Origin of the sequence: Streptomyces sp. RK62 (genome assembly GCF_018070255.1) — a bacterium.
GTDB classification, from domain to species: domain Bacteria; phylum Actinomycetota; class Actinomycetes; order Streptomycetales; family Streptomycetaceae; genus Streptomyces; species Streptomyces nigra.
On the sequence record NZ_JAGPYD010000009.1, the window covers coordinates 67320 to 91028 of the forward strand.

18 protein-coding genes and 1 pseudogene are annotated in these 23709 nt (G+C 73.4%); 14 read left to right on the forward strand and 5 right to left on the reverse strand.

The genetic code is table 11. The annotated features are described in order from the left end of the window. The first annotated feature begins 23 nt into the window (after positions 1-23). Positions 24-1151, forward strand: a complete 1128-nt coding sequence (locus KBY32_RS18505; protein ID WP_210980826.1) for an aminopeptidase P family protein — start codon at positions 24-26, stop codon at positions 1149-1151. 60 nt (positions 1152-1211) lie between these two features. Beyond that, positions 1212-2141, forward strand: coding sequence for a phosphotransferase family protein (locus KBY32_RS18510; protein WP_210980827.1), 930 nt, complete (start codon positions 1212-1214; stop codon positions 2139-2141). Between the two features lie 11 nt (positions 2142-2152). Here KBY32_RS18510 and treZ read toward each other — a convergent pair whose 3' ends face one another. Further along, positions 2153-3898, reverse strand: coding sequence for a malto-oligosyltrehalose trehalohydrolase (gene treZ / locus KBY32_RS18515; RefSeq protein ID WP_210980828.1), 1746 nt, complete (start codon positions 3896-3898; stop codon positions 2153-2155). A 151-nt stretch (positions 3899-4049) separates the two neighbouring features. Between treZ and KBY32_RS18520 the strand changes: the two genes are divergently transcribed. The 3 genes from KBY32_RS18520 to KBY32_RS18530 all read left to right on the forward strand — a co-directional run bounded on the left by KBY32_RS18520 (position 4050) and on the right by KBY32_RS18530 (position 6520). Beyond that, the gene (locus tag KBY32_RS18520) at positions 4050-4601 is read left to right on the forward strand and encodes a DUF1707 and FHA domain-containing protein (RefSeq protein WP_055624031.1); all 552 of its coding nucleotides are present in this window, start codon (positions 4050-4052) and stop codon (positions 4599-4601) included. 153 nt (positions 4602-4754) lie between these two features. Then, a complete protein-coding gene (locus KBY32_RS18525; RefSeq protein WP_210981014.1) occupies positions 4755-6110 on the forward strand; it encodes a M14 family zinc carboxypeptidase in 1356 nt (451 codons plus the stop codon). Then, entirely contained in the window at positions 6107-6520 is a 414-nt protein-coding gene (locus tag KBY32_RS18530; RefSeq protein ID WP_210980829.1) for an SSI family serine proteinase inhibitor, read from the forward strand. The genes KBY32_RS18525 and KBY32_RS18530 overlap by 4 nt, the downstream gene beginning before the upstream one ends. Positions 6521-6592: 72 nt before the next feature. On the opposite strand, the gene KBY32_RS18535 is transcribed toward KBY32_RS18530, so the two are convergent. The 3 genes from KBY32_RS18535 to glgX form a co-directional block, all read right to left on the reverse strand. Beyond that, positions 6593-7855 carry a M14 family zinc carboxypeptidase gene (locus KBY32_RS18535; RefSeq protein WP_210980830.1) on the reverse strand — a complete coding sequence of 421 codons (1263 nt, stop codon included), beginning with the start codon at positions 7853-7855 and terminating at the stop codon, positions 6593-6595. A gap of 109 nt (positions 7856-7964) precedes the next feature. Beyond that, entirely contained in the window at positions 7965-10316 is a 2352-nt protein-coding gene (gene treY / locus KBY32_RS18540) for a malto-oligosyltrehalose synthase (RefSeq protein ID WP_210980831.1), read from the reverse strand. 105 nt (positions 10317-10421) lie between these two features. Continuing rightward, entirely contained in the window at positions 10422-12566 is a 2145-nt protein-coding gene (gene glgX / locus KBY32_RS18545) for a glycogen debranching protein GlgX (protein ID WP_055624066.1), read from the reverse strand. 180 nt (positions 12567-12746) lie between these two features. On the opposite strand from glgX, the gene KBY32_RS18550 reads away from it, so the two are divergent. The 4 genes from KBY32_RS18550 (at position 12747) to KBY32_RS18565 (ending at position 17234) form a co-directional block, all read left to right on the forward strand. Next, complete coding sequence (locus tag KBY32_RS18550) at positions 12747-13568, forward strand: Tat pathway signal sequence domain protein (protein ID WP_210980832.1); 822 nt, start codon at positions 12747-12749, stop codon at positions 13566-13568. An 80-nt stretch (positions 13569-13648) separates the two neighbouring features. After that, positions 13649-14992, forward strand: a complete 1344-nt coding sequence (locus KBY32_RS18555; RefSeq protein WP_210980833.1) for a copper amine oxidase — start codon at positions 13649-13651, stop codon at positions 14990-14992. A 102-nt stretch (positions 14993-15094) separates the two neighbouring features. Continuing rightward, a complete protein-coding gene (locus tag KBY32_RS18560) occupies positions 15095-16333 on the forward strand; it encodes an SAV2148 family HEPN domain-containing protein (protein ID WP_055624025.1) in 1239 nt (412 codons plus the stop codon). A 118-nt stretch (positions 16334-16451) separates the two neighbouring features. Next, complete coding sequence (locus KBY32_RS18565; protein WP_210980834.1) at positions 16452-17234, forward strand: 3'-5' exonuclease; 783 nt, start codon at positions 16452-16454, stop codon at positions 17232-17234. Positions 17235-17270: 36 nt separating this feature from the next. On the opposite strand, the gene KBY32_RS18570 is transcribed toward KBY32_RS18565, so the two are convergent. Beyond that, a complete protein-coding gene (locus KBY32_RS18570) occupies positions 17271-18134 on the reverse strand; it encodes a phosphotransferase enzyme family protein (RefSeq protein WP_055624024.1) in 864 nt (287 codons plus the stop codon). 168 nt (positions 18135-18302) lie between these two features. On the opposite strand from KBY32_RS18570, the gene KBY32_RS18575 reads away from it, so the two are divergent. From KBY32_RS18575 to mgt, 5 genes and pseudogenes are all read left to right on the forward strand, one after another. Beyond that, positions 18303-19238: a carbohydrate ABC transporter permease gene (locus KBY32_RS18575; RefSeq protein ID WP_115504711.1), complete on the forward strand. Its 936-nt coding sequence runs from the start codon at positions 18303-18305 to the stop codon at positions 19236-19238. Then, entirely contained in the window at positions 19235-20068 is an 834-nt protein-coding gene (locus KBY32_RS18580) for a carbohydrate ABC transporter permease (protein ID WP_055624022.1), read from the forward strand. The genes KBY32_RS18575 and KBY32_RS18580 overlap by 4 nt, the downstream gene beginning before the upstream one ends. Continuing rightward, on the forward strand, positions 20068-21342 hold the full coding sequence (locus tag KBY32_RS18585; RefSeq protein WP_210980835.1) for an ABC transporter substrate-binding protein: 1275 nt from the start codon (positions 20068-20070) through the stop codon (positions 21340-21342). Before KBY32_RS18580 ends, KBY32_RS18585 begins: the two co-directional genes overlap by 1 nt. A 268-nt stretch (positions 21343-21610) precedes the next feature. After that, entirely contained in the window at positions 21611-22390 is a 780-nt protein-coding gene (erm(V), locus tag KBY32_RS18590; protein WP_210980836.1) for a 23S rRNA (adenine(2058)-N(6))-methyltransferase Erm(V), read from the forward strand. A 37-nt stretch (positions 22391-22427) separates the two neighbouring features. Further along, positions 22428-23682: pseudogene (gene mgt / locus KBY32_RS18595) on the forward strand (macrolide-inactivating glycosyltransferase). Positions 23683-23709: the final 27 nt, after the last annotated feature.

Genomic DNA, 23709 nt, shown 5'->3' on the forward strand with positions numbered 1-23709 from the left:
TTCACGCGCCCAGGGAGGCCCGGATGAGCGGTACCGCACCCGCGCCCTTCAGCGCCGACGACTACCAGGCCCGGATGGAGCGCGCCGTGCGGGCCGCGGGGGACGCGGGCCTCGCCGGGCTGCTGGTGGCGCCCGGACCCGACATGGTGTGGCTCACCGGGTACTCCCCGCCCGCCGACACCGAGCGGCTCACCCTGCTGGTCCTGACCGAGGACCACGGGCCCGTCCTCGTCGTCCCCGCCCTGGAGGCCGCGGACGCCGCGAAGGCCACCGGCGCGCCCGTCATGACCCTGCGCGACTGGACCGACGGCCAGGACCCGTACGCCGCCACCGCCGCCCTGCTCGATGACGGCGGCCGGTTCGGCATCAGCGACAACGCCTGGGCGATGCATCTGCTCGCCCTCCAGCGGACCCTGCCCGGCACCTCGTACGCCTCCCTCACCGACGCCCTGCCGATGCTGCGGGCCGTCAAGGACAAGGCCGAGCTGGAGCTGCTGGCCGCCGCGGGCGCCGCCGCCGACGCGGCGTTCGAGGAGATCCGGACGGTCCCCTTCGGCGGGCGCCGGGAGTCGGAGGTGGCCGCCGACCTCGCGGAGCTGCTGCGGCGCTTCGGGCACTTCCAGGTCGACTTCACCATCGTCGCCTCCGGCCCGAACGGCGCCGACCCGCACCACGAGGCAGGCGACCGGGTCATCGAGCGGGGCGACATGGTCGTCCTCGACTTCGGCGGCCTCAAGGACGGCTACGGCTCCGACACCTCCCGTACGGTCCACGTCGGACCGCCCACCGACGAGGAGCGCCGCGTCCACGACCTGGTGCGCGCCGCCCAGGAGGCCGGGTACCGGGCCGTCCGGCCGGGCGTGGCCTGCCAGGACGTCGACCGGGCCGCCCGCGCGGTCATCGCCGACGCCGGCTACGGCGAGCACTTCATCCACCGCACCGGCCACGGCATCGGCGTCACCACGCACGAGCCGCCGTACATGATCGAGGGCGAGGAGCAGCCCCTGGTGCCCGGCATGTGCTTCTCCGTCGAGCCCGGCGTGTATCTGCCCGGCCGGTTCGGCGTGCGCATCGAGGACATCGTCACCGTCACCGAGGACGGCGCCCGGCGCCTGAACGACACCACCCGGGAGATGGTCCTGGTCGACTGACCGGCGGCCCGCCCCGGAGCAAGGAGCCCCCGTCCACCCCCGAGCGACAACGGCGCGACCATGACCCAGGCACCGACACCCACCGCGGACACCGTCCGCCGGCTGGTCCGTTCCCTGCTCAAGGAGGGCACCGGCGACGCGGCCGGACCCGAGATCCGGCCCGCCTCCCCGGGCGCCGACCCCACCACCTGGCTGGTCGGGAGCCGCCATGTGCTGCGGCTCGCCCCCGACCGGGAGGCCGCCGTCCGCCAGCGCCGCGAGCTGCGGCTGCGTGAGCTGGTCCGCCCGCACGTCCCCGTCGCCGTGCCGACGAGCGTCGCCCACGGCGAGTGGGCGCCCGGTCTGACGTACACCCTCGACACCCGGATGCCCGGCGCGCCCGGCACCGAGAACAAGGTGTCCGCGATCGGCGAGGCCGACCTGTCCGGGCTGCTCACCGGGCTGCACGAGATCCCGGTACGGCAGGCCGAGACGCTCGGTGTGCCGCGCGCGGCCCCGCGCTCGCTGGAGACCCTGCGCCGCACCGCGGAGGAGGCCGCCGGCCGGCTGGCCGCCGCCGACGAGTTCGACGCGGAGCGCCTGCGGCAGCTGACCCGGCCCGCGGCCGTGCAGCTCGGGGCGCAGCCGAGCGCCGCCGTCCTCGTCCACCACGCCCTCACCGGCGACCATCTCGTCGTCAGCGCCGACGGCCGGGTCCGCGGTGTCCTCGGCTGGGACGGCAGCGTCGTCGGCGACCCCGCCGAGGACATCGCCGGGCTCGCGCTCGCCGTCGGCTCACCGGCCGCCGTCCGTGCCGCGACCCTCGCCGGCTACGGCGCCCGGATCTGTCTGCGGGGCCTGTGGCTGGCCCGGTGCGACGCGATCGTGCGGCTGGCGGCCCGGCTGGACGGGCGGGGCACCACCCCGCTGCCCGTGCTGCGCAGCTGGCTGCGCAACGCCTGGGAGGCGATCCTGCTGGAGCGCGTGACGGACGTCGACCCCGAGCTCTGACGGGCCCGCGCTCAGGACTGCAGCAGGACCACCGCCGACTCGCCCGGCACCTGCAGCACCCCGTCCGCGCCCGGTGACTCCACCGGCTCCCACGCGGCCAGGACCTCCGCCTTGCGCGGCCCCAGCGGGATCGCCGCCGGGCTCTCGGAGAGGTTCACGGCCACCCGGACGTCCCCGCGCCGGAAGGCGATCCAGCGGGCCCGCTCGTCGTAGGCGACCTTGGTGTCGGCGAGGTCCGGGTCGGTGAGGTCGGGCTGCTCGTGACGCAGGGCGATGAGCCGCCGGTACCAGGCGAGCACGCGCGCGTGCGGCTCGCGGCCGGGCTCGGACCAGTCCAGGCAGGAGCGCTCCCGGGTCGCCGGGTCCTGCGGGTCCGGTACGTCCTCCTCGGCCCAGCCGTGCGCCGCGAACTCCCGCCGCCGGCCCCGCCGTACGGCCTCGGCGAGCTCCGGGTCGGTGTGGTCGGTGAAGAACTGCCAGGGGGTTCCCGCGGCCCACTCCTCGCCCTGGAACAGCATCGGTGTGAACGGCGCCGTCAGGGTCAGCGTGGCCGCGCAGGCCAGCAGGCCGGGGGAGAGGGAGGCGGCGAGCCGGTCGCCCTGGGCGCGGTTGCCGACCTGGTCGTGGGTCTGGCTGTAGCCGAGCAGCCGGTGCCCGCCCACCTTCGTACGGTCCAGGGGGCGTCCGTGGCTGCGGCCCCGGAAGCTGGAGTAGGTGCCGTCGTGGAAGTAGCCGCCGGTCAGGGTCTTGGCCAGGGCGGCGAGGGGGGCGCGCGCGAAGTCGGCGTAGTAGCCCTGGGACTCGCCGGTCAGCGCGGTGTGCAGGGCGTGGTGGAAGTCGTCGTTCCACTGCGCGTGCAGCCCGAGGCCGCCGTCCGTGCGCGGGGTGATCAGCCGCGGGTCGTTCAGGTCGGTCTCCGCGATCAGCGACAGCGGGCGGCCCAGGTCGGCGGCGAGGGCGTCGACGGCCGTCGACAGCTCCTCCAGGAAGTGGATCGCGCGCGTGTCGACGAGCGCGTGCACCGCGTCCAGGCGCAGCCCGTCCAGCCGGTAGTCCCGCAGCCAGGCCAGCGCGCTGCCGACCAGGTAGTCGCGCACCTCGTCCGAGCCGGGCGCGTCGAGGTTGACGGCGGCGCCCCAGGGCGTCTGGTGCCGGTCCGTCAGATAGGGCCCGAAGGCGGGCAGATGGTTGCCGGACGGGCCGAAGTGGTTGTGCACGACGTCGAGGACCACGCCGAGTCCCAGGGAGTGCGCCCGGTCGACGAAGCGTTTCAGCGCCTCGGGACCGCCGTACGGCTCGTGCACGGCCCACAGCGAGACCCCCTCGTACCCCCAGCCGTGTGTGCCGGGGAAGGGGGTGAGCGGCATCAACTCCACATGGGTGACGCCCAGTTCCGCGAGGTGCCCGAGCCGGTCGGCGGCGGCGTCCAGGGTGCCCTCGCGCGTGTACGTGCCCACGTGCAGCTCGTACAGGACCGCGCCCGGCAGCGGCCGGCCCGCCCACTCGGTGCGCCACTCGTACCGCGCGTGGTCGACGACGGCGCTCAGCCCGTCAGGACCGTCCGGCTGGCGCCGCGAGCGCGGATCGGGCAGCACCGGCCCGTCGTCCAGCGCGAAGCCGTACCGGGTGCCGGCCCGCGCCTCCGCCTCCCCCCGCCACCATCCCGCACGCTCCGGATCCCGCTCCAACGCGCTTGTGGCGCCGTCGCAATGGAGCGTGACCCGGTCGGCCTCTGGTGCCCACACCTCGAACTGCACGGACGGTTCCCCTTCGTCTGCTCACGGTGACGTAGCCCGTCCATGGTGCTCCACCGGAGATCGATCCGCTGCGGGATCCACCCTTTCGCGCGCGCCGGGCCGTTTCCCCGTTTTCTGGACAGCCGGGGTCCGCTGACCGACAATCGGCACCGTGACGTCGTCCTTCGAGTTCCACACGTACCCCGCGCGGCTGTCCGACGCGGAGCGCGACAAGGCGCTGAAGGTCCTCCGTGACGGCGTCGCCATGGGCCGGCTGTCGCACGACACGTTCGTCCGGCGCATGGAGCTGGCCCTCGCCGCCCGCCGCTCCGACGAACTCCTCGCGCTCACCGCGGACCTGCCCACGCAGGGCCGGGTGTCCCGGATCGTGTTCGGCACCGTCGAGGCGGTCTCCGGCTTCACCGTACGGCTGCGCCGCGCCTGGCAGGCCGAGCGGCTGCCCAAGCTGCTGCTGCCGCACCCCGCGACCGGGCATCCGCTGCGGATAGGCCGCGACCCGGCCAACGGGCTGCGGCTCACCCACGAGACGGTGTCCCGGGTGCACGCCGAACTGAGCCACCAGGCCGGCCTGTGGGTCCTGCGCGACCTCGGCTCCACCAACGGCACCACGGTCAACGGCCGCCGGGTCATCGGCGCCGTCGTCGTCCGGGAGGGCGACCAGATCTCCTTCGGGCGGATGGAATTCCGCCTCGCCGCGCACTGACCCGGACCGCCCCGGCGGCGCTCCCCGGCCGGTGTGCGTGACTCAAGTCGCTTTGCCCCGCGCGGTGTTGACGTACCTTCCAAGTCGTGACTGACTGTGCGTACACCATGCACACCAGGTGAACCGACGGCACCACATTCGTGGAGGTGTGCCCTGCCGCCCCTCCTGCGTTATCCGACCGTCGACGAGCTCGGGGCGCGAGCGGCCTCACTCGTCGCCCGCCATCCCCGGCAGGCGCGGTTGCGCCGGGTCGGGACCTCACGGGCCGGTACGCCCCTGTGGCTGCTGTCCGTCGGCCACGGCGGCCGCCAGGCCCTCGTCGTGGCCGGACCGCACGCCAACGAGCCGGTGGGCGGCGCCACCGTCCTGCGGCTCGCCGAACGGGTGCTGGCCGACCCCCGGCTGCACGAGGGCGCCGACGCCACCTGGAACCTGCTGCTCTGCCTCGACCCCGACGGCCTGCGCCGCAACGAGGGCTGGCTGCTGGGGCCGTACGCGCTCGGCGACTACTTCCGGCGGTTCTTCCGGCCGGGCTTCCTGGAGCAGCCCGAGTGGCTGCCCGACGGCGCCGACGCCGCGACGCTCCCCGAGACCCGCGCCCTGCTCGCGCTCCAGGACGAGCTGCGGCCCTTCCTGCAGTGCTCCCTGCACGGCGTCGACGTCGGCGGCGGCTTCGTCGAGCTGACCCACGACCTGCCCGGACTCGCCCAGCGCGTCGCGCACAGCGCCGCCCGCCTCGGCATCCCGCGCGAGCTCGGCCCGTACGACACCCTGTACTGGCCGGAGCTGGGCCCCGCCGTCTACCGGATCCCGCGGCCCCGGCGCGGCGATCTGGCCGCCGCCATCACCGAGGCGGCCGTGGAGTCGACCTGGTTCCACCCGCACCGGTACGGCACCGTCACGGCCGTCGTCGAGGCCCCCATGTGGGGGGTGGCGGCGGTGGAGGACGCCACCCAGCCCACCGACGAGGAAACGGTTTTGCGCAGGGTGAGCCACACCCTGCGCGACGACACCCTGGTCCTGGAACGGCTCCTGGAACGCCTGCGCCCGCATCTGCCGGCCGGCCCCGAGACCGCCCGGCTGCTCGCCCCGGTCGACGACTATTTACTGGTCTGCCCGGGCCTCGCCGACACGTGGGACCCGGACGTCCCCGACCCCGTCGGCACGCATCCGCTGCCGCCGCTCAGCACCGCCCATCTGGCGGCCCTGCGCATCGCCGGCCGGCGCCTCGCCCTGCGCACCGCCGGACTGCTGCACCAGCTCGTCACGGGGGCCGGCCACGACCCGGCGGGCGTCCTGCCCGAGCTGGAACGATGGCTGGACACCTGGTGCGACGACTACCGCGACGGCTGCGGGGCGCGCTGGATCCCGGTCGCCCGGCAGGTCGAGTACCAGTCCCGGGTGGTGCTCGCCGCGTTCGAACTCGCCCACCGGCACGCGTCCGCGCGATCCCGTTCGGGTGAGTCGGGCTGGAACGCCGGGGCCACCGTGCCGATGCATCGGGAATGACCCGACGCACCACACTCGTACGAGGCGGCCTGCTCGCGGCCGCCGCCGCCCTGGCCCTCGGCACCGCCACGCCCCAGGCGACGGCCCGGCAGGCGGACTCCGGCAACTGGCTCTACGTCACCGTCACCCACGGCGACGCCCGCAGCGGCGAACAGCCCGGCAGGCTCCTGACCTGCGACCCGCCCCAGGGCCACACCAAGGCGGCCGAGGCCTGCGCCCAACTGGACGCGGTGGACGGCGACATCCACCGCCTCGAACAGCACGGCACCTACTGCCCCATGGTCTACGCCCCGGTCACGGCCCGAGCCCGAGGCGAATGGAACGGCCACCCGATCGACTACCGGGAAACATTCGCGAACAGCTGCGGAATGACGTCCCGCACGGGGGCGGTGTTCACGGTGGACGCCTGACCGGAGGTTCCGCACGGCACGCGCGCGTAGCCGGTGGTTCACGCCGTCCCGCCGCGCGCGCGTGGCCGCGGTTCAGCCGCCCCCCGCTCCGTCGCGGGCATGGAGCGCTGCCGCCAGGATCGTGCGGGATTGGTGTTCGATCTGGTGTTCAAGGGGGACCCAGCGGGCGCGGAAGCGGGTGGCGAAGGAGTCGCTCCAGGTGGACACCAGGTGGTCCAGGCGCCGGGCGCCCGGGCCCCGGGCGTCGGTCTCGCGCAGGACCCGGAGCAGCATGGCCGCCGCCCGCAGCGGCAACCGGCGGCCGAAGGCGTCCACGCTGCCGATGTACGCCATCGTGCCGTCCGCGGGCGGGGTGCGGGTCCAGTCGGCGGCCAGCCCCGGCACCAGCTCCAGCGCCCACTGCGCCGCCCGCAACAGCGGCCCGTCGGCGCCGGCCAGCCGGGGCCGTGCCTGCGCCAGTACCCGCTCGACCTCCAGGGCGTCCCGCAGCAGCCGGTCCGCCAGCCGGCGCATCGCCCGGTCCGGGGCGGGGTGCGGGGCCGGGTCGTCCACCAGGTCGCTGGCCCACATCGGCACCTCGACCACCGCGGTCAGCCCGCCGTAGCGGTGCACATGGAACCAGGTGCTGCTGCGCGCGTCGTCCGGCATGCTCGGATACGCCGCCCGCGCGCCCGGCTCCGGCATGACGTGCACGCCCGGACCGGACGCCGGCCAGCCCACCGCGTCCGACGCGCCGGTCTCCACCGGGATGTGCAGCTGCGCCGCCGACTTGGCGAACGGCTCGGCGAGCCCGGGGACGTCCCGGGTCAGCTGCACCCAGCTGCCGCCGAGGTCGGTGCCGTGCAGGGTCACCTGGAGGTAGGGGCGCAGCTCGTCGATGACCCCGGTCAGCGCCCGGGTCTCGGGCGGCAGCCGGCCGGGCGGCAGCGTCGCCGGCGCCCACTCCGGCTGTTCCGGGGCCGCGGGCCGGAAGAACCCGCGGTGGTAGTCGTACAGGCTGCGCGGGGCCGGTGTGACATGCAGGCTCGCCCCGTCGGGGTCCGCGCACAGCAGGAAGTGCCAGGAGACGTCCGAGCGCAAGTCACGTTCCAGCAGCACCCGTTCGGCGACCGCGAGCAGCGCCGGGCCGCCGGAGGGCTCGTTGGCGTGGGCGCCCGCGACCACCAGGACGGCCCGCGCCGCATGGCCGACCGACAGCAGGTGCAGGGGTCTGCCCCCGCGCGAGACGCCCACCTGCCGGACCACGCACAGCCCGGGGCGGTGGGCGGCGAGCGCGCGGGCCGACCGCAGCAGCTCGGCAGGAGTGGGGTAGCGCAGCTCCGTCAGGGAACTCACCCCCGTCACCGTCCGCCCGGCGTCGCCCTCCGCAGTACCCCACGGACTCGTTGAGCTGTCAAGGAGCACATGGGGAGCCCGCCGGGGGCGCCCGGATGCACCCCGCCCGTCAGTCCCCGGCGCGCTCCAGCAACGCCACCGGCAGCCGCTCGAACAGCTGCTCCACCCGCACCTGCCCGGTGAACTCCCGCTCCCCGTCCAGTACGTCGACCCAGCGGCCCGGCGGCAGCGCCAGCTTGGTGTCCCGCCAGCCGCCGTCCCGCGCCAGCCGCAGCGACAGCCGGGTGACGGCCGTGAGCACCTCGCCGGAGCGCACGAAGGCCACGCAGTGGTCGGACGCCGGTCCCTCGGCGGCCAGCGGCTCGTACGAGGCCGCGTCACCGAAGACCCCGGGGCGCCGCCGGCGCAGCCGCAGCGCCGCCGCCGTCACCGCCCCCTTGTCGCCCGCGTCCTCGGGCGGGAAGGCCACGGCCCGGCGGTTGTCCGGGTCCACCAGCGCCCGGTACTCGCCCTCGGTGCCCTGATAGACGTCCGGCACGCCCGGCATGGTGAGCTGCGTCAGCGCGACACCGAGCACATTGGCCCGGATGTACGGCTCCAGGGCGTGCCGGAACGCCGTCACCCGCTCGCCCGGCACCCCGCAGGGCCCCGCGGCCACGAACGCGGCCACCGCCTCCTCGTACGGCGGCTCCTGCTCCGTCCAGCTGGTGAACAGGCCCGCCTCCCGCACATGCTTGAGCAGCGCTCCCCGCACCCGCTCGACGTCCGCCTCGCCCAGCCCGAACACCGTCTGCCAGGCCGCCCACGCCAGCTGTGCGTCCGGGACGCCCGTGCCGTCCCGGGTCACCTCCGCCACGAGGTCCGCCCAGTCCCGCGGGCACTCGGTGAGCACGGCCAGCGCGGCCCGTACGTCGGCGCTGCGCTTGGTGTCGTGCGTGGACACCACCGTCCCGGTCAGCGGCCAGTCGCGCTGTACGCGCGCGCAGTACGCGTGGAACCGGTCCGGCGAGACGGACGGGCTGCCCGGGTCGCCGCCCACCTCGGTCGCCGACAGCAGCGCCACGTGCCGGTAGAACGCGGTGTCCTCCACCGACTTGGCCCGCAGCGCCGACGACGTCTGCGCGAACCGCGTCCGGAACTCCACCGCGCCCGGCCCGTCCCCGGCCCGCCCGAGCACGAGATCGCGTACGACGTCCACGGCGCCCGCCTCCTCGGGCACCGCGAAAGCCAGCCGCGCCTCGGCGGCGGCCTCCTCGGTGACCACGAGGGAGGCGTCGGTCGAGGCGTAGGGCCGGTAGACGTCCATCCGCACCAGCAGCTCCTGCAGCGCGGTGCGCAGCGCCCAGGGCGCCCGGTCGCGCAGCGCGGGGTCCGGCGAGGTGTCGCAGACCCGGTGCGCCACCCGCGTCAGCCGGGCGACCTCCGCGGCCAGCTCATGGGTGAGCACCTTGTACCCGGCCCGCCGCACCGTGGCGTCCCAGTCGCCGCCCCGGTCGGTCTGCGGCGCCGCGAACCGCCGGTAGGAGCCGAGGAGTTCCCCGTACCCGGCGGGGTCGGTGAAGAGGCCGTCGATGTGCCGCAGGGCGTCGTAGCCGGTGGTGCCGGCGACCGGCCAGGCGGCCGGCAGATGCTCCCCGTCCGAGAGGATCTTCTCGACGACGGTCCAGCGCCCGCCGGTCGCCTCGTGCAGCCGCCGCAGATAGCCGTCGGGGTCGGCGAGACCGTCGGGGTGGTCGACGCGCAGCCCGTCCACCACGCCCTCGTGCAGCAGCTGGAGGATCTTGCCGTGGGTGGCCTCGAACACCTCGGGGTCCTCGACCCGCACCCCGATCAGCTCCGAGATGGAGAAGAACCGCCGGTAGTTCAGCTCGGTCCGGGCCAGCCGCCACCAGGCCAGCCGGTACCACTGGGCGTCCAGCAGCCGGGGCAGCGGCAGGTCCCCGGTGCCCTCGCGCAGCGGGAACGCATGGTCGTGGTAGCGCAGGACGTCGCCGTCCACCACCAGGTCGTCCAGCACCTGACCGAGCGGGCCGCCGAGCACCGGGAGCAGGATCCGGCCGTCCTGCGCCTCCCAGTCGACGTCGAACCAGCGCGCGTACCGGGACACGGAGCCCTCGCGCAGCACCTCCCAGAGGGCGCGGTTGTGGCGCGGGGCCATCGCCATGTGGTTCGGCACGATGTCCAGCACCAGGCCCAGGCCGTGCTCCCGGGCGGTGCGCGACAGGGCGCGCAGCCCGTCCTCCCCGCCCAGCTCCTCGCGTACGCGCGCGTGGTCGACGACGTCGTAGCCGTGCCCCGACCCCGGAACCGCCTCCAGGACGGGGGACAGGTGCAGATGCGAGACGCCGAGCGAGGCCAGATACGGCACGGCCTCGGCGGCGGCCGCGAACGGGAACGAGGGCTGCAGCTGCAGCCGGTAGGTGGCGGTCGGCACCATCGGTTCGGGGGCTTCAGGTGTCATGCAGAGCTACGTACCCCTCCGGCCGCCCTTCGTGTCATCGCCCGCCGCCACGTGGACCCACGGGCGGGTGCGTCCCGGCCGCGCCGGACCGCACCCGCGCCGCGTCTACACCGGCCGCTGCAGCACCGTCAGGCTGCGGTCCACCAGCGTCAGCCGCTCCCCGGCCTGCACCTTCGGCCCCGTACCCGGTGGCACCCCGTCCGGGCGGGCCGTGTCCACGACCACCTGCCACTGCCGGCCGTGGTCGACCGGCACGACGAAGTCCAGCGTCTTCGGAGAGGCGTTGAACATCAGCAGGAACGAGTCGTCGGCGATCCGCTCCCCGCGCGGTCCCGGCTCGGAGATCGCGTTGCCGTTGAGGAACACCGTCAGCGCCGACGCCTGCGCCCGGTCCCAGTCCCGCTGGGTCATCTCCTTGCCCTCGGGGGTGAACCAGGCGATGTCCGAGAGGTCGTCGTGGGTGCCCTCGACGGGCCGCCCGTGGAAGAAGCGCCGCCTGCGGAAGACGGGGTGCTCGCGGCGCATCGCCACCATCGCGCGCGTGAAGGCGTGCAGGTCGCGCGCGAGGCTGCCGCCCGCCCCCTCCTCCGCCTCCTCGCCGGGCTGCGGCCAGTTAACCCACGACAGCTCGCTGTCCTGGCAGTACGCGTTGTTGTTGCCGTGCTGGGTGCGGGCGAACTCGTCGCCGTGGCTGATCATCGGCACACCCTGGGACAGCATCAGCGTGGCGATGAAGTTGCGCATCTGCCGAGCCCGCAGCGCCAGCACGTCCGGGTCGTCGGTCTCGCCCTCGGCACCGCAGTTCCAGGAGCGGTTGTGGCTCTCGCCGTCCCGGTTGTCCTCGCCGTTGGCGTCGTTGTGCTTCTCGTTGTACGACACGAGGTCGTGCAGGGTGAAGCCGTCGTGGCAGGTCACGAAGTTGATCGAGGCCAGCGGACGGCGCCCGTCGTCCTGGTACAGATCCGAGGAGCCGGTCAGCCGGGAGGCGAACTCGGCGAGCGTGCGCGGCTCGCCCCGCCACAGGTCCCGTACCGTGTCGCGGTACTTGCCGTTCCACTCGGTCCACAGCGGCGGGAAGTTGCCCACCTGGTAGCCGCCCTCGCCGACGTCCCACGGCTCCGCGATCAGCTTCACCTGGGAGACCACCGGGTCCTGCTGCACCAGGTCGAAGAACGACGACAGCCGGTCCACCTCATGGAACTGGCGTGCGAGCGTCGCCGCGAGGTCGAAGCGGAACCCGTCGACATGCATCTCGGTGACCCAGTACCGCAGCGAGTCCATGATCAGCTGCAGCACGTGCGGGGACCGCATCAGCAGCGAGTTCCCGGTGCCGGTGGTGTCCATGTAGTACCGCGGGTCGTCCGTCAGCCGGTAGTACTGCGGGTTGTCCAGGCCCCGGAACGACAGCGTCGGCCCCAGGTGGTTCCCCTCGGCCGTGTGGTTGTAGACGACGTCGAGGATCACCTCGATACCGGCCTCGTGCAGCGCCCGCACCGCCGACTTGAACTCCAGGACCTGCTGGCCGCGGTCGCCCCAGGAGGCGTACGCGTTGTGCGGGGCGAAGAAGCCGATCGTGTTGTAGCCCCAGTAGTTGTTCAGGCCCATGTCGACCAGCCGGTGGTCGTTCACGAACTGGTGGACCGGCATCAGCTCCAGCGCCGTCACACCCAGCTCGGTCAGGTGCTCGATCAGCGCCGGGTGCGCGAGGCCCGCGTACGTGCCGCGCAGCTCCTCCGGCAGCCCCGGATGGCGCATCGTCAGGCCCTTCACATGGGCCTCGTAGATCACCGTGTGGTGGTACTCGGTGCGCGGGCGCCGGTCGTCGCCCCAGTCGAAGTACGGGTTCACCACGACGGACGACATCGTGTGCGGCGCCGAGTCGAGGTCGTTGCGCCGGTCGGGTTCGCCGAAGTGGTAGCCGTACACCTCCTCGCCCCAGCGGACCGAGCCGCTGACCGCCTTCGCGTACGGGTCGAGGAGCAGCTTGGCGGAGTTGCAGCGCAGCCCCCGCTCCGGGGCGTACGGGCCGTGCACCCGGAATCCGTACCGCTGCCCCGGCATGACGCCCGGCACGTACGCGTGGCGTACGAAGGCGTCGCTCTCCCGCAGTTCCACCGCCGTCTCCGAGCCGTCGTCGTGCAGCAGACACAGCTCTACTCGGTCCGCGGCCTCCGTGAAGACCGCGAAATTGGTCCCGGCGCCGTCGTACGTGGCACCGAGCGGATATGCCTCTCCAGGCCAGACCTGCATGCACACGACTCTTTCAGCTCGACCCCGCCGTCGGGGGCGCCTTGACGTCGAGTCTCCCCGAAAGTGATGGAACCACCCCCGACTTACGTCCCTCTTACCGGTCGACCAGTGCATACACCGTATGCCGAACGTGTGGGGCAATCACATACTCCCGATGACCTGGGGGAGTAGGGGGAAGACGTGCGCGAGATAGTGCGCCGCCACCTGGGGAAGGTGGTGGCCGGCACGGCCATCGCGGTGGCGGGGACCGCCGTGATGGTCGGGATCACCCTGCCGGGCACGGCGGGGGCCGGCGAACGGGCGGGGGACACCGCCGGGCAGGCCGCGGCCGCTCAGCAGGGGGCCGCGGGCCAGGGGGCCGGCGCGGTGCCGCCGGGTGTCGTCGAGGAGGCGCCCGACGAGGGTGACGAGGGCGTCGGCGACGACCCGCTGACCGACGACGAGACCGAGCGCGCCGCCCAGCTCGCGGCGAGCGCGCAGCTGCGCACCGCCGGGGAGAACGTGGCCGGGGACCGCGGCGCCCAGCGCCTCGGCGTCGAGCTCGCCGAACCGGAGGGCGGCGAGACGGACCGCGCGGGCGGGCCGCGCCGGGCCGAGGTGACGTTCTACGACTACAAGACCGACGCGCTCGTCACCCGGACCGTCGACCTGGACACCGGCAAGGTCGAGCGGACCGTCACCGAGCACGGCGTCCAGCCGCCGCTGAGCCGGGCCGAGTACGCCGAGGCCGCGAAGCTGCTCATCGCCCACCCGCTGGGCGCGGGCATGAAGGCGGACTACAAGGACGCCACCGGCAAGACGCTCACCTCGCCGGACCAGCTGCTGCTCAACGGCGCCGTGTACCGGGCCACGTCCGGCGGCCAGCCCGCCGCGCTCGACAAGTGCGGCGAGCACCGCTGCGTACGGCTGTTCCCGAAGGTGAAGAACGGGCCCTGGATCGACGCCCGGTCCTTCGTGATCGACCTCAGCGCCCGCCAGGTCGCCCGGCTCGACACGCGCTGAGCCGGCGCCGTCCACCGCACCGGGCCCGACCCGCCCGGACACCACGTACTCGCATCTCCTGCAAGAGGAGTCATCTCGTCATGCGTGCAAACAGCTCGACCAGCGGTTCCCGCCCGAGGAGAAAAGTCCGGGCCCGCACCACCGCCGCCGTCGGCGTGTCCCTGGCCGCCCTGGCCGCCGGCGCCACGACCGGCACGGGCACCGCCACCGCCCAGCCACGCGACGCGGCCCCGGCCGCCGCCGACTGCAGCGCCGCCTACCGCATCGAGAAGAAGCTCAGCGGCGGCACCACCTGGCGCATGTGCTGGCGCTACGACGGCAAGGCCGGTCTGGTCCTGGAGAAGGTCTCCTACCAGCCCAAGGGCGAGACCAAGCCCATCCGGGTCCTCAACAGCGCCCGCCTCGGCCAGATCCACGTCCCGTACGACGACGGCAGCGTCGAGTACGACGACCTGACCGGCTTCGGCTTCGCCCAGGGCCTGATGCCCCTGAAGGCCACCGAGTGCCCGGGCGGCACCATCAAGTCCGTCAAGGTCCCCGAGGCCTGGGACCCGCAGAACCCGAACGTCAAGGGCCTGTGCACGACGACCCGCGCGCGGGGCCACGCCTACCGGATGCAGGGCGACACCGCGAACAAGGTCTACGCCGCGCAGGGCCAGGACCTGCTCGTGTACACCGTCAACCAGGTCGGCTGGTACGAGTACATGACCGAGTGGCGCTTCCAGGACGACGGCACGGTCACCATGAACGTCGGCGCGACCGGCAGCCTGTCGTACGACGACTACGACGCCGGTGACGGCCGCGGCTGGCCCATCGGCAAGGGTGACCGCGCCAAGGCCACCAGCCACAGCCACAACGTCTTCTGGCGCCTGGACTTCGCCCTGGACGGCTCCACCAAGAACCGTGTCGAGCAGTACGACTCGACGGTGAGCGCACCCGCCTCCGGCGACCGCGCGCCGCGGACCAAGACCAGTGTCACCAAGGTCACCAAGGAGCTCACCGGCGACGCCAAGGCCTACCGCTGGTGGCGGATGGTCAGCGCGACCGGCAAGAACAAGGACGGCCACGCCCGGTCGTACGAGATCGTCCCCGGTGTCACCACCAAGTACCCGGGCCGCAGCTACACCAAGCACGACCTGTACGTCACCGAGTACGACAAGTGCGAGAAGTTCGCGACCCACAACCCCGGTTGCGGCAACGGGCACCCCAAGTCCGTGGACAAGTGGGTGGGCGGGCAGGCCCTCAAGCACCCGATCACCTGGATGAACGTCGGCTTCCACCACATCGCCCGCGACGAGGACCAGCAGCCGATGCCGGTCCACTGGCAGGGATTCTCCATCGTCCCGCGCGATGTGACGGCCATGAACCCGCTCACGCCGAGTGAGCTGGCATGGCAGAACGGCCACTGGCAGCCGCGCAGTTGAGAAACGACCTGTCCATCCGGCTGCACCGCCCGCCGCTCCCGGAGTACCCTTCCTTGATCGTTGGGACGGGGAGTGCTCGGGGGAGCGGAAGGCGGTGCGCGGGTGGGCTCGGGAGGGCTGGAGTTGCCCCCTGGTGACGAGGGTCACGAGGGGAACTCCCCAGACGTCCCGCCCGGCACGGTGTCCCTGGCCCGGCCGATGGAGACCACGTCCATCGGTCCGGAGCTGGACTGGGACCCCGAGGCCTGGCGGGAGGTCCGTACCCGCGCCCAGCGGGCCGGGCGGGCCTACATCTGGCTGAACCTCGTCGAGCAGCGGCTGCGGGCCGTCGTGGCCGCCGTGCTGCGGCCCGTCTACGAACCCGTCCACGGGGACGACTGGGTGGTGGCCGCCGCCGGACCGGCCGGTCAGGAATGGGTCCAGCGCGCGGTCGCCGTCCGCGAGGTCAGCCGCCGCAAGGGCTATCTGCTCGACCCGGCCGACGACAACGTCCTCAGCTTCCTCACGCTGCCCCAGTTGCGCGAGCTGATGGTGCAGCACTGGCCGTGCTTCGAGCCCTATCTCGACGACCGCCGGGACGTCGAACTCGCCTTGGACGAGCTCGAGGTGACCCGGAACGTCGTCTCGCGCAACCGCGCCCTGTCCGAGGCGGTCCTCAACCAGGCCGAGCGGGCCTCCGCCCGTCTCCTGGAGGCCCTCGGCACCGGCGGTGACGTGCCGTCGGCCCGCCGGCTGCCCATCGACGCCGTCGAGGACCTGGTCGGCGACCGCTACTCCGACGTCGTCGCCGTGCACTCCGACCGGGTGCGGCTGCTGCGCCGGTTCCCCGCCGAGGACATCTTCGGCGGCGCGCGCCGGCTCGACGCCATCGGTATCGGCCTCAATCTGCTGGTGCAGAACTTCTCCGGGCGGCGGCTGGTCCGGCTCGCGGAGGCGGGCTGCCGGGTACGGCTGCTGTTCCTCAACCCGGCCTCCAGCGCGGTCAAGCGGCGCGAGCGGGAACTGGGCATCAAGCGGGGCGAGCTGAGCCGCGCGGTGGAGATGAACATCCTGCACATGCGGCGGGTGCGGTCCCGGCTGCGGGACCCGGGCGCCTTCGAGATCCAGGTCTTCGACGAGACGCCCCGCTTCACGGCCTACCTCGTGGACGGCGACGGCGCCGACGGCATCGCGGTCGTCCAGAACTATCTGCGGCGCACCCGGGGCATGGAGGCGCCGGTGCTGGTCCTGCGCAACGGCAGCAGGGTCGTGAAGTCGGACGAGGTCGAGGAGGGCGGGCTCTTCCCCACCTATCGCGAGGAGTTCGAGGTCATGTGGGCGGATTCGCGCCCGGTGTCCTGAACTGTCCCGCAGGGCGGGAAGTGTCCCGTGGGCCAAGCGGAATGCGGTCCTCGGATTGTCAGTGGCCCATGGGAAGGTGGAGACCACTGGGGGACGCACCACAAGAAGGGGGACCGCCATGGGGTGGCACCGTGAGCTGCTGATCGGCTTCGACCTGGAGACGACCGGGACCGATCCGCGCGAGGCGCGCATCGTGACCGGCGCCGTCGTCGAGGTCAGGGACGGGCTGGTCCTCGGCCACCGGCAGTGGCTGGCCGACCCGGGCGTCCCGATCCCCGCCGAGGCCGTCGCCGTCCACGGTGTCAGCAACGAACGCGCGGCCGCCGAGGGCCGCCCCGCCGACCAGGTCGCCGACGCCATCGCCGACGTCCTGGTGTCGTACTGGAAGTCGGGCGTCCCGGTCGTCGCGTACAACGCGGCCTTCGATCTGAGCCTGCTCTCCGCCGAGCTGCGCCGGTACGGTCTGCCGTCCCTGCGCGAGCGCCTCGGCGGCCTCGACCCGGCCCCGGTCGTCGACCCGTACACGATCGACCGCCGGGTCGACCGCTACCGCCGGGGCAAGCGCAACCTCGAAGCGGTCTGCCGGGAGTACGGCGTGGAGCTCGACTCCGCCCACGACGCCTTCGCCGACGCCCTCGCCGCGGCCCGTCTGGCCGGCGCGATAGCCGCGCGCCATCCCAAGATCGCCTCCGTCGGCCCGGCCGAGCTGCACCGCCGCCAGATCGAGTGGTACGCCGAGTGGGCGGCGGACTTCCAGACCTTCCTGCGCTCCAAGGGCGACCCGACGGCGGTCATCGACGGCACCTGGCCGGTCCGCGACCCCGAGCCGTCCGCGGCGGGACCGGCCGTGGTCGGCCGGTCGGTACCGGGCGAGGTGCAGATCCCGGCGGACCGGGCCTGAGGCCCCGGCGCGCCGCCGCCCCCGGACCTCAGCGGCTCAGAACGGATACCACCGCACCGTCTCGTCGCCGTCCCGCAGGGACGCCACCCGGCGCCGGAACTCCTCCAGCGCCTTCGGGTTGCTCGGGGCGTGCTGCGCCACCCAGGCGCAGCTCGCCGTCTCGCGGGCGCCGCGGAGCACCGCGCACCCGTCCCACTCGCGCACGTCCCAGCCGTACGTGTCCGTGAACTCCTCGTAGGCCGCCGCGGGCAGCCCGTACCGGTCCCGGGACAGGGCCATGACCACCAGGTCGTGCTCGCGCAGATCGGCGGAGAAGGTCTCCAGGTCGACCAGGACCGGTCCGTCCGGGCCGATGTGCACATTGCGGGGGAGGGCGTCCCCGTGGATCGGGCCCGGCGTCAGACGGGGCGTCAGACGCGCCGCGGCCTCGGCGAAGCCGTCCCTGCGCTCCCGCAGATACGCGGCGTCCGCCGGGTCGATCGCGTCGCCCGCCAGCCGCAGCCAGCGCTCCACCCCGCCCAGCAGTTCACGGGGCGGCAGCGCGAACGGCGGCGCGGGCAGGGCGTGCACGATCCGCAGCAGCGCGGCCAGGTCCCGGGGTTCGGCGGGGCGTACCTCGTCCGGCAGGCGGTGCCATACGGTCACCGGGTGGCCCTCCACCAGCAGGGCCTCCGGTTCGGCGGCACGGACGGCCGGGACCCCGGCGTCCGCCAGCCACCGCGCGATCCGCAGCTCGCGCCGGGCCCGCTCCAGCAGTTCGGCGTCCCGGCCGACCTTGACGACCAGGTCGCCGGCGGCGAACACCGCGTTCTCCCCGAGGGACAGCAGCCGCGCGTCCCCGGCCGGGGACGGCAGGACCTCCGCCGCCGCCAGTACCTCGCGCGCCCGTGCCTCGTCCATCGCCAGCCTCCGTGGGGTCGTACACCTTCGTGAACGGCGTCGGATTCCCGCCATCCGCGCTCAGTCTCGCATTTCCACAGGTCGGACGCGTGCGGGTGGTCTTGACGGGGTACGGCGCCTTCACGACCATGACGGGGCCCGCCCGAGCCGTGCGAAGGGGCTGATGCCGTGACCTCGGTGACCGAGGCCGAGAGGCCGGCCGCCCGTGTGCCCCGCCCCGGCCGGGTCCGGCGCGTCACGGACCGCGGCGCCTGGTTCCTGGTGCTGCCCGCGCTGCTGCCGATCCTGATCCTCAGCGTCGGCCCGCTGCTCTACGGCATCCTGCTGTCCTTCACCGACGCCCAGTCCGGCCGCACCGCGGCCACCCGGTGGATCGGCGGGCTCAACTTCCAGGACCTGCTGCACGACACGCTGTTCTGGGAGTCGTTCCGCATCGGCCTGGTCTGGGCGGTCGGCGTCACCGTGCCGCAGTTCCTGCTGGCCCTCGGCCTCGCCCTGCTGCTCAACCAGGATCTGCGGCTGCGCTGGCTGGCCCGCGCCCTCGCGATCGTCCCGTGGGCCATGCCCGAGGTCGTCGTCGGCGTCATGTGGCGGCTGGTCTACGCCCCCGACGCCGGCGTCCTCAACGAGACCCTGCGCGACCTCGGCCTCGGCGACGGCCGGGACTGGCTGAGCGGCCTCGGCACGGCCCTGCCCGCGGTGATCGTGGTCGGCGTCTGGGCCGGGATGCCCACCACCACGGTCGCCCTGCTCGCCGGACTGCAGAACACCCCGCGCGAACTGCACGAGGCCGCCGCCGTGGACGGCGCCGGCGCCTGGCGCCGCTTCCGCACGGTCACCTGGCCCGCGCTCAGACCCGTGGCCCTGTCCATCACCGCGCTCAACCTCATCTGGAACTTCAACTCCTTCGCCCTGGTCTACGTGCTGACCAGCGGCGGCCCGGGCGGCCGCACCCGGCTGCCGATGCTCTTCGCCTACGAAGAGGCGTTCCGCTACGGGCAGTTCGGCTACGCGGCGGCGATGGGATGTGTGATGGTCGCGGCGATCTCGGTCCTGCTCGCGGTGTTCCTGGCCGGCCGGCTGCGGGGCGGTGACACCGCATGAGGACCAGCCGCACCGGCCGCGCCGGTCAGTACGCCGCCCTGCTCGCCTACCTCGTCTTCCTGGCCTTCCCGTTCCTGTGGCTGGTCTCCACCGCCTTCAAGCCCCCGCGCGAACTGGCCAGTCTGCACCCCACCTGGATCCCGAAGGACCCCACGCTCGCCAACTTCCGTCAGGCCTTCGACGAACAGCCCCTCCTGGACGCCGCCCTCAACTCCCTTGCCGCCGCGCTCGGCACCGCCGTGGTCGCCGTGCTCCTCGCCACCCCGATGGCGTACGTCATGGCCCGCCGGCGGACCCGGCTGGCGCGGGCCGCGACCGGCTGGGTGGTCGTCAGCCAGGCGTTCCCCCTGGTCCTGGTGATCATCCCGCTGTTCCTGGTGCTGAAGAACCTGCGGCTGATCGACTCGATGACAGGGCTGGTCATGGTCTATGTGGTGTGGGCGCTGCCGTTCGCGCTGTGGATGCTCGTCGGGTACGTCCGCGCGGTGCCGCGCGAGCTGGAGGAGGCCGCGGCCGTCGACGGGGCCGGGCGGCTGCGCACCCTCGTCTCGGTGACCGCGCCCCTGCTCGCGCCCGGACTGGTGGCGACGGCCCTGTTCGCGTTCGTCACCGCGTGGAACGAGTTCTTCTTCGCGCTGGTGCTGCTGAAGACCCCGGAGAAGCAGACCCTCCCGGTCGTCCTCACCCACTTCATCGGCGCCGAAGGCGTCGCGGACCTCGGCCCGCTGGCCGCCGCCGCGTTCCTCGCGACCCTGCCGTCCCTGGTGGTGTTCGCGCTCATCCAGCGCCGGATCACGGGCGGCATGCTCACCGGGGCGGTGAAGAGCTGATGCGCGGACGTCTGCTGTGGATGCTCGTCCTGGTCCTGCTGGCCGCCGGCTGCGGCGGCGACACCGACCCGGGCGGCCCCGTCACCCTGCGCTTCCAGTCACTGGCCTGGCAGGAGGAGTCGGTCCGGGTCAACAAGGAGCTGGTGGCCGAGTGGAACGCCACCCACCCCGACGTCAAGGTCGAGTACGTCCAGGGCAGTTGGGACAGCGTCCACGACCAGCTCCTCACCTCCTTCGAGGGCGGTGAGGCACCGGACGTCATCCACGACGCCTCCGACGACCTGGCCGACTTCGCCTACGGCGGCTATCTCGCCGACCTGACCGGCCTGCTGCCCGAGCGGCTCACCCGGGACATCCCGCGGCACAGCTGGGAGACGACGACCTTCGGGGACGGCGTCTACGGCGTGCCCTTCCTCCAGGAACCACGCGTGCTCATCGCCAACGCCACCTGGCTCGAGAAGTCGGGCGTGCGCATCCCCACCCCCGAACACCCCTGGACCTGGCGGGAGTTCCGCGAGATCACCGACCGGCTGAGCGGCGACGGCCGGTACGGGGTCGCCTGGCCGCTCAAGGAACCCGTCTCCGTCAGCCTCAACCTGTCGCTGTCGGCCGGCGGGCAGCTCTTCCACCGGGGCGCCGACGGCAAGGTGACCGTACGGTTCGAGGAGGCCGACGCGGTCATGCCGCGCACGGTCCACGACCAGATCGCCACCGACCGCAGCGCCGCCCCGTCCACCCTGGGAAGCGGCGGCTCCGACACCCTGCCCGGCTTCTTCGGCGGCCGCTACGCGATGGTCCCGCTCGGCTTCTCCTACCGGCAGCAGATCGTGCAGCAGGCGCCCGAGGGCTTCGACTGGCGGGTGCTGCCCGCCCCGGCCGGCACCGACGGCCTCGCCCAGGGCGTCAGCCCGCAGACGCTGTCCATCGCCCAGGACAGCCCCCATCAGCGGGAGGCCGCCCAGTTCATCGACTTCCTGCTGCGGCCGAAGAACATGGTGCGCCTCGCGCTCGGCGACTGGATGCTGCCGACCGGCACCGAGGCCCTGAAGGACCCGACCCTGCACACCGATGAACACGACTGGGCCACCGGCACCGCCCTCGCCGACCGGCTCCGCCCGGCACCCGCGCAATCCGTGCGGGGCTACCCCGAGTTCAAGGACAAGGTCGCCACCCCGGCCTTCCAGGAGTACTACAGCGGAGCCATCGGCCTCGCCGAGCTGCGGACCCGCCTGGAACGGGACGGCAACCTGGTGCTCGCCCGCTACCAGCGCTGACGTAAATCCCTTTGCGCGCGACGCGGGCACCTGCCTAGCGTGCCGTCCATGGCAGCGAACAACGCGATCACGAACACCGGTCTCGGCCGGGGCTGTGCGCACTCCGTACGGATGCGCCGTGGCCCCGGAGCCCTGACCGGCCCGGGGAGCCACACCGCCCGCTGATCGCGCGCGGACCCGCTGTCTCCTCTCTTCTCTCTCTCCTGTCTTCCGGTCAGGGCCTTCGGCTGCCCTTCTCCCTCTCCACGGAAGACAAGGACCGCAGGCCATGGCCCGCCCCAGTCGCGTATCCCGCGCGCTCTCGCAGAACTTCCTCGCCGACCGCGCCGCCGCCGGACAGCTCGCCCGGCTCGCCGCGCCCCACGGCCTCCCCGTCCCGCTGCTGCTCGAAGTCGGCGCGGGCAAAGGCGCGTTGACCGAGCTGCTCGCCCCGCGCTGCCGCAGTCTCCTCGCCTACGAGATCGACCCGCGGCTCGTCCCCGTCCTGCGCTCGCGCTTCGCGGACGCCCCGCACGTCCGCGTCCTCGGCGAGGACTTCCTGCGCGCCAGGGCGCCGCGCACCCCGTTCTCCGTCGCCGGGAACGTCCCCTTCTCCCGTACCGCCGCCGTCGTCGGGTGGTGTCTGCGGGCCCCGCACCTCACCGACGCCACCCTGCTCACCCAGCTGGAGTACGCCCGCAAACGCACCGGCGACTACGGCAGCTGGACCCGGCTGACCGTGCTGACCTGGCCCCGCCACGAGTGGCGGCTCGCCGGACGGGTCGGGCGCCGCAGCTTCCGCCCCGTGCCCCGGGTGGACGCGGGGATCGTCCGTATCGAGCGGCGCCGCACCCCGCTGCTCGCGCCCGGCGCCGACGCCGGCTGGCGGGAGCTGGTCGAACTCGGCTTCTCCGGGGCCGGCGGCTCCCTGCACGCCTCGCTGCGGCGGGCCCGCCCGAGACGGCGGGTGGACGCGGCGTTCCGCGCGGCGGGGCTCGACCGGGACGTCCTGGTGGGGGAGGTGCCGCCGTGGACATGGCTGAGGCTGCACGAGGTGCTGGGCTCGTGAATGCGGATCACAGGGCCGCCGGTGTCATGAATTCAGGTTGCACGAGACGTATCGTCTCGCCTATGGTCGAGCCCATGACCACTCCCGCGCACATCGCCATGTTCTCCGTCGCCGCCCACGGGCATGTGAACCCCAGCCTCGAGGTGATCCGCGAGCTCGTGGCGCGCGGGCACCGCGTCACCTACGCCATCCCGCCGGTCTTCGCCGAGAAGGTCGCCGCGACCGGCGCCGAGCCGAAGCTCTGGAACTCCACGCTGCCCGGCCCCGACGCCGACCCGGAGGCGTGGGGGAGCACCCTGCTGGACAACGTCGAGCCGTTCCTGGCCGACGCGATCCAGGCCCTCCCGCAGCTGATCGAGGCGTACGAGGGCGACGAACCCGACCTCGTCCTGCACGACATCACCTCCTACCCGGCCCGCGTCCTCGCCCACCGCTGGGGCGTGCCCGCCGTCTCGCTGTCGCCGAACCTCGTCGCCTGGGAGGGTTACGAGGAGGAGATCGCCGAGCCCATGTGGGCGGAACCGAAGAAGACCGAGCGCGGGCAGGCGTACTACAAGCGCTTCCGCGACTGGCTGGCGGAGAACGGAGTCGAGCTGCACCCCGACCCGTTCGTCGGCCGCCCCGACCGCTCGATCGTCCTCATCCCGCGTGCCCTCCAGCCCAACGCCGACCGGGTCGACGAGCGGGTGTACTCCTTCGTCGGCGCCTGCCAGGGCGACCGCGGCGCCGAGGGCGACTGGCGGCGGCCGGCCGGCGCCGAGAAGGTCGCGCTCGTCTCCCTCGGCTCGGCGTTCACCAAGCAGCCGGCGTTCTACCGGGAGTGCGTGCGGGCCTTCGCCGGACTGCCGGACTGGCACCTGGTGCTGCAGATCGGCCGGCATGTCGACCCCGCCGAGCTCGGGGAGATCCCCGGGAACGTCGAAGTGCACGACTGGGTCCCGCAGGTGACGATCCTGAGGCAGGCCGACCTGTTCGTCACGCACGCCGGCGCGGGCGGCAGCCAGGAGGGCCTGGCCACGGCCACCCCGATGATCGCCGTACCGCAGGCCGTGGACCAGTTCGGCAACGCCGACATGCTCCAGGCCCTCGGTGTCGCCCGGCACCTCCCGACCGAGGAGGCCACCGCGGAGGCCCTGCGCGAGGCCGCCCTCGCCCTCACCGGCGACCCCGAGGTCGCCCGCCGCCTGAAGGAGATCCAGGCCGAGATGTCCCAGGAGGGCGGCACCCGCCGCGCCGCCGACCTGATCGAAGCCGAACTGCCCGCCGCCCGCCACGCGCGGGCGAACCGGTAGCGGTGATCGTGCCGGTGGAACCTCTCG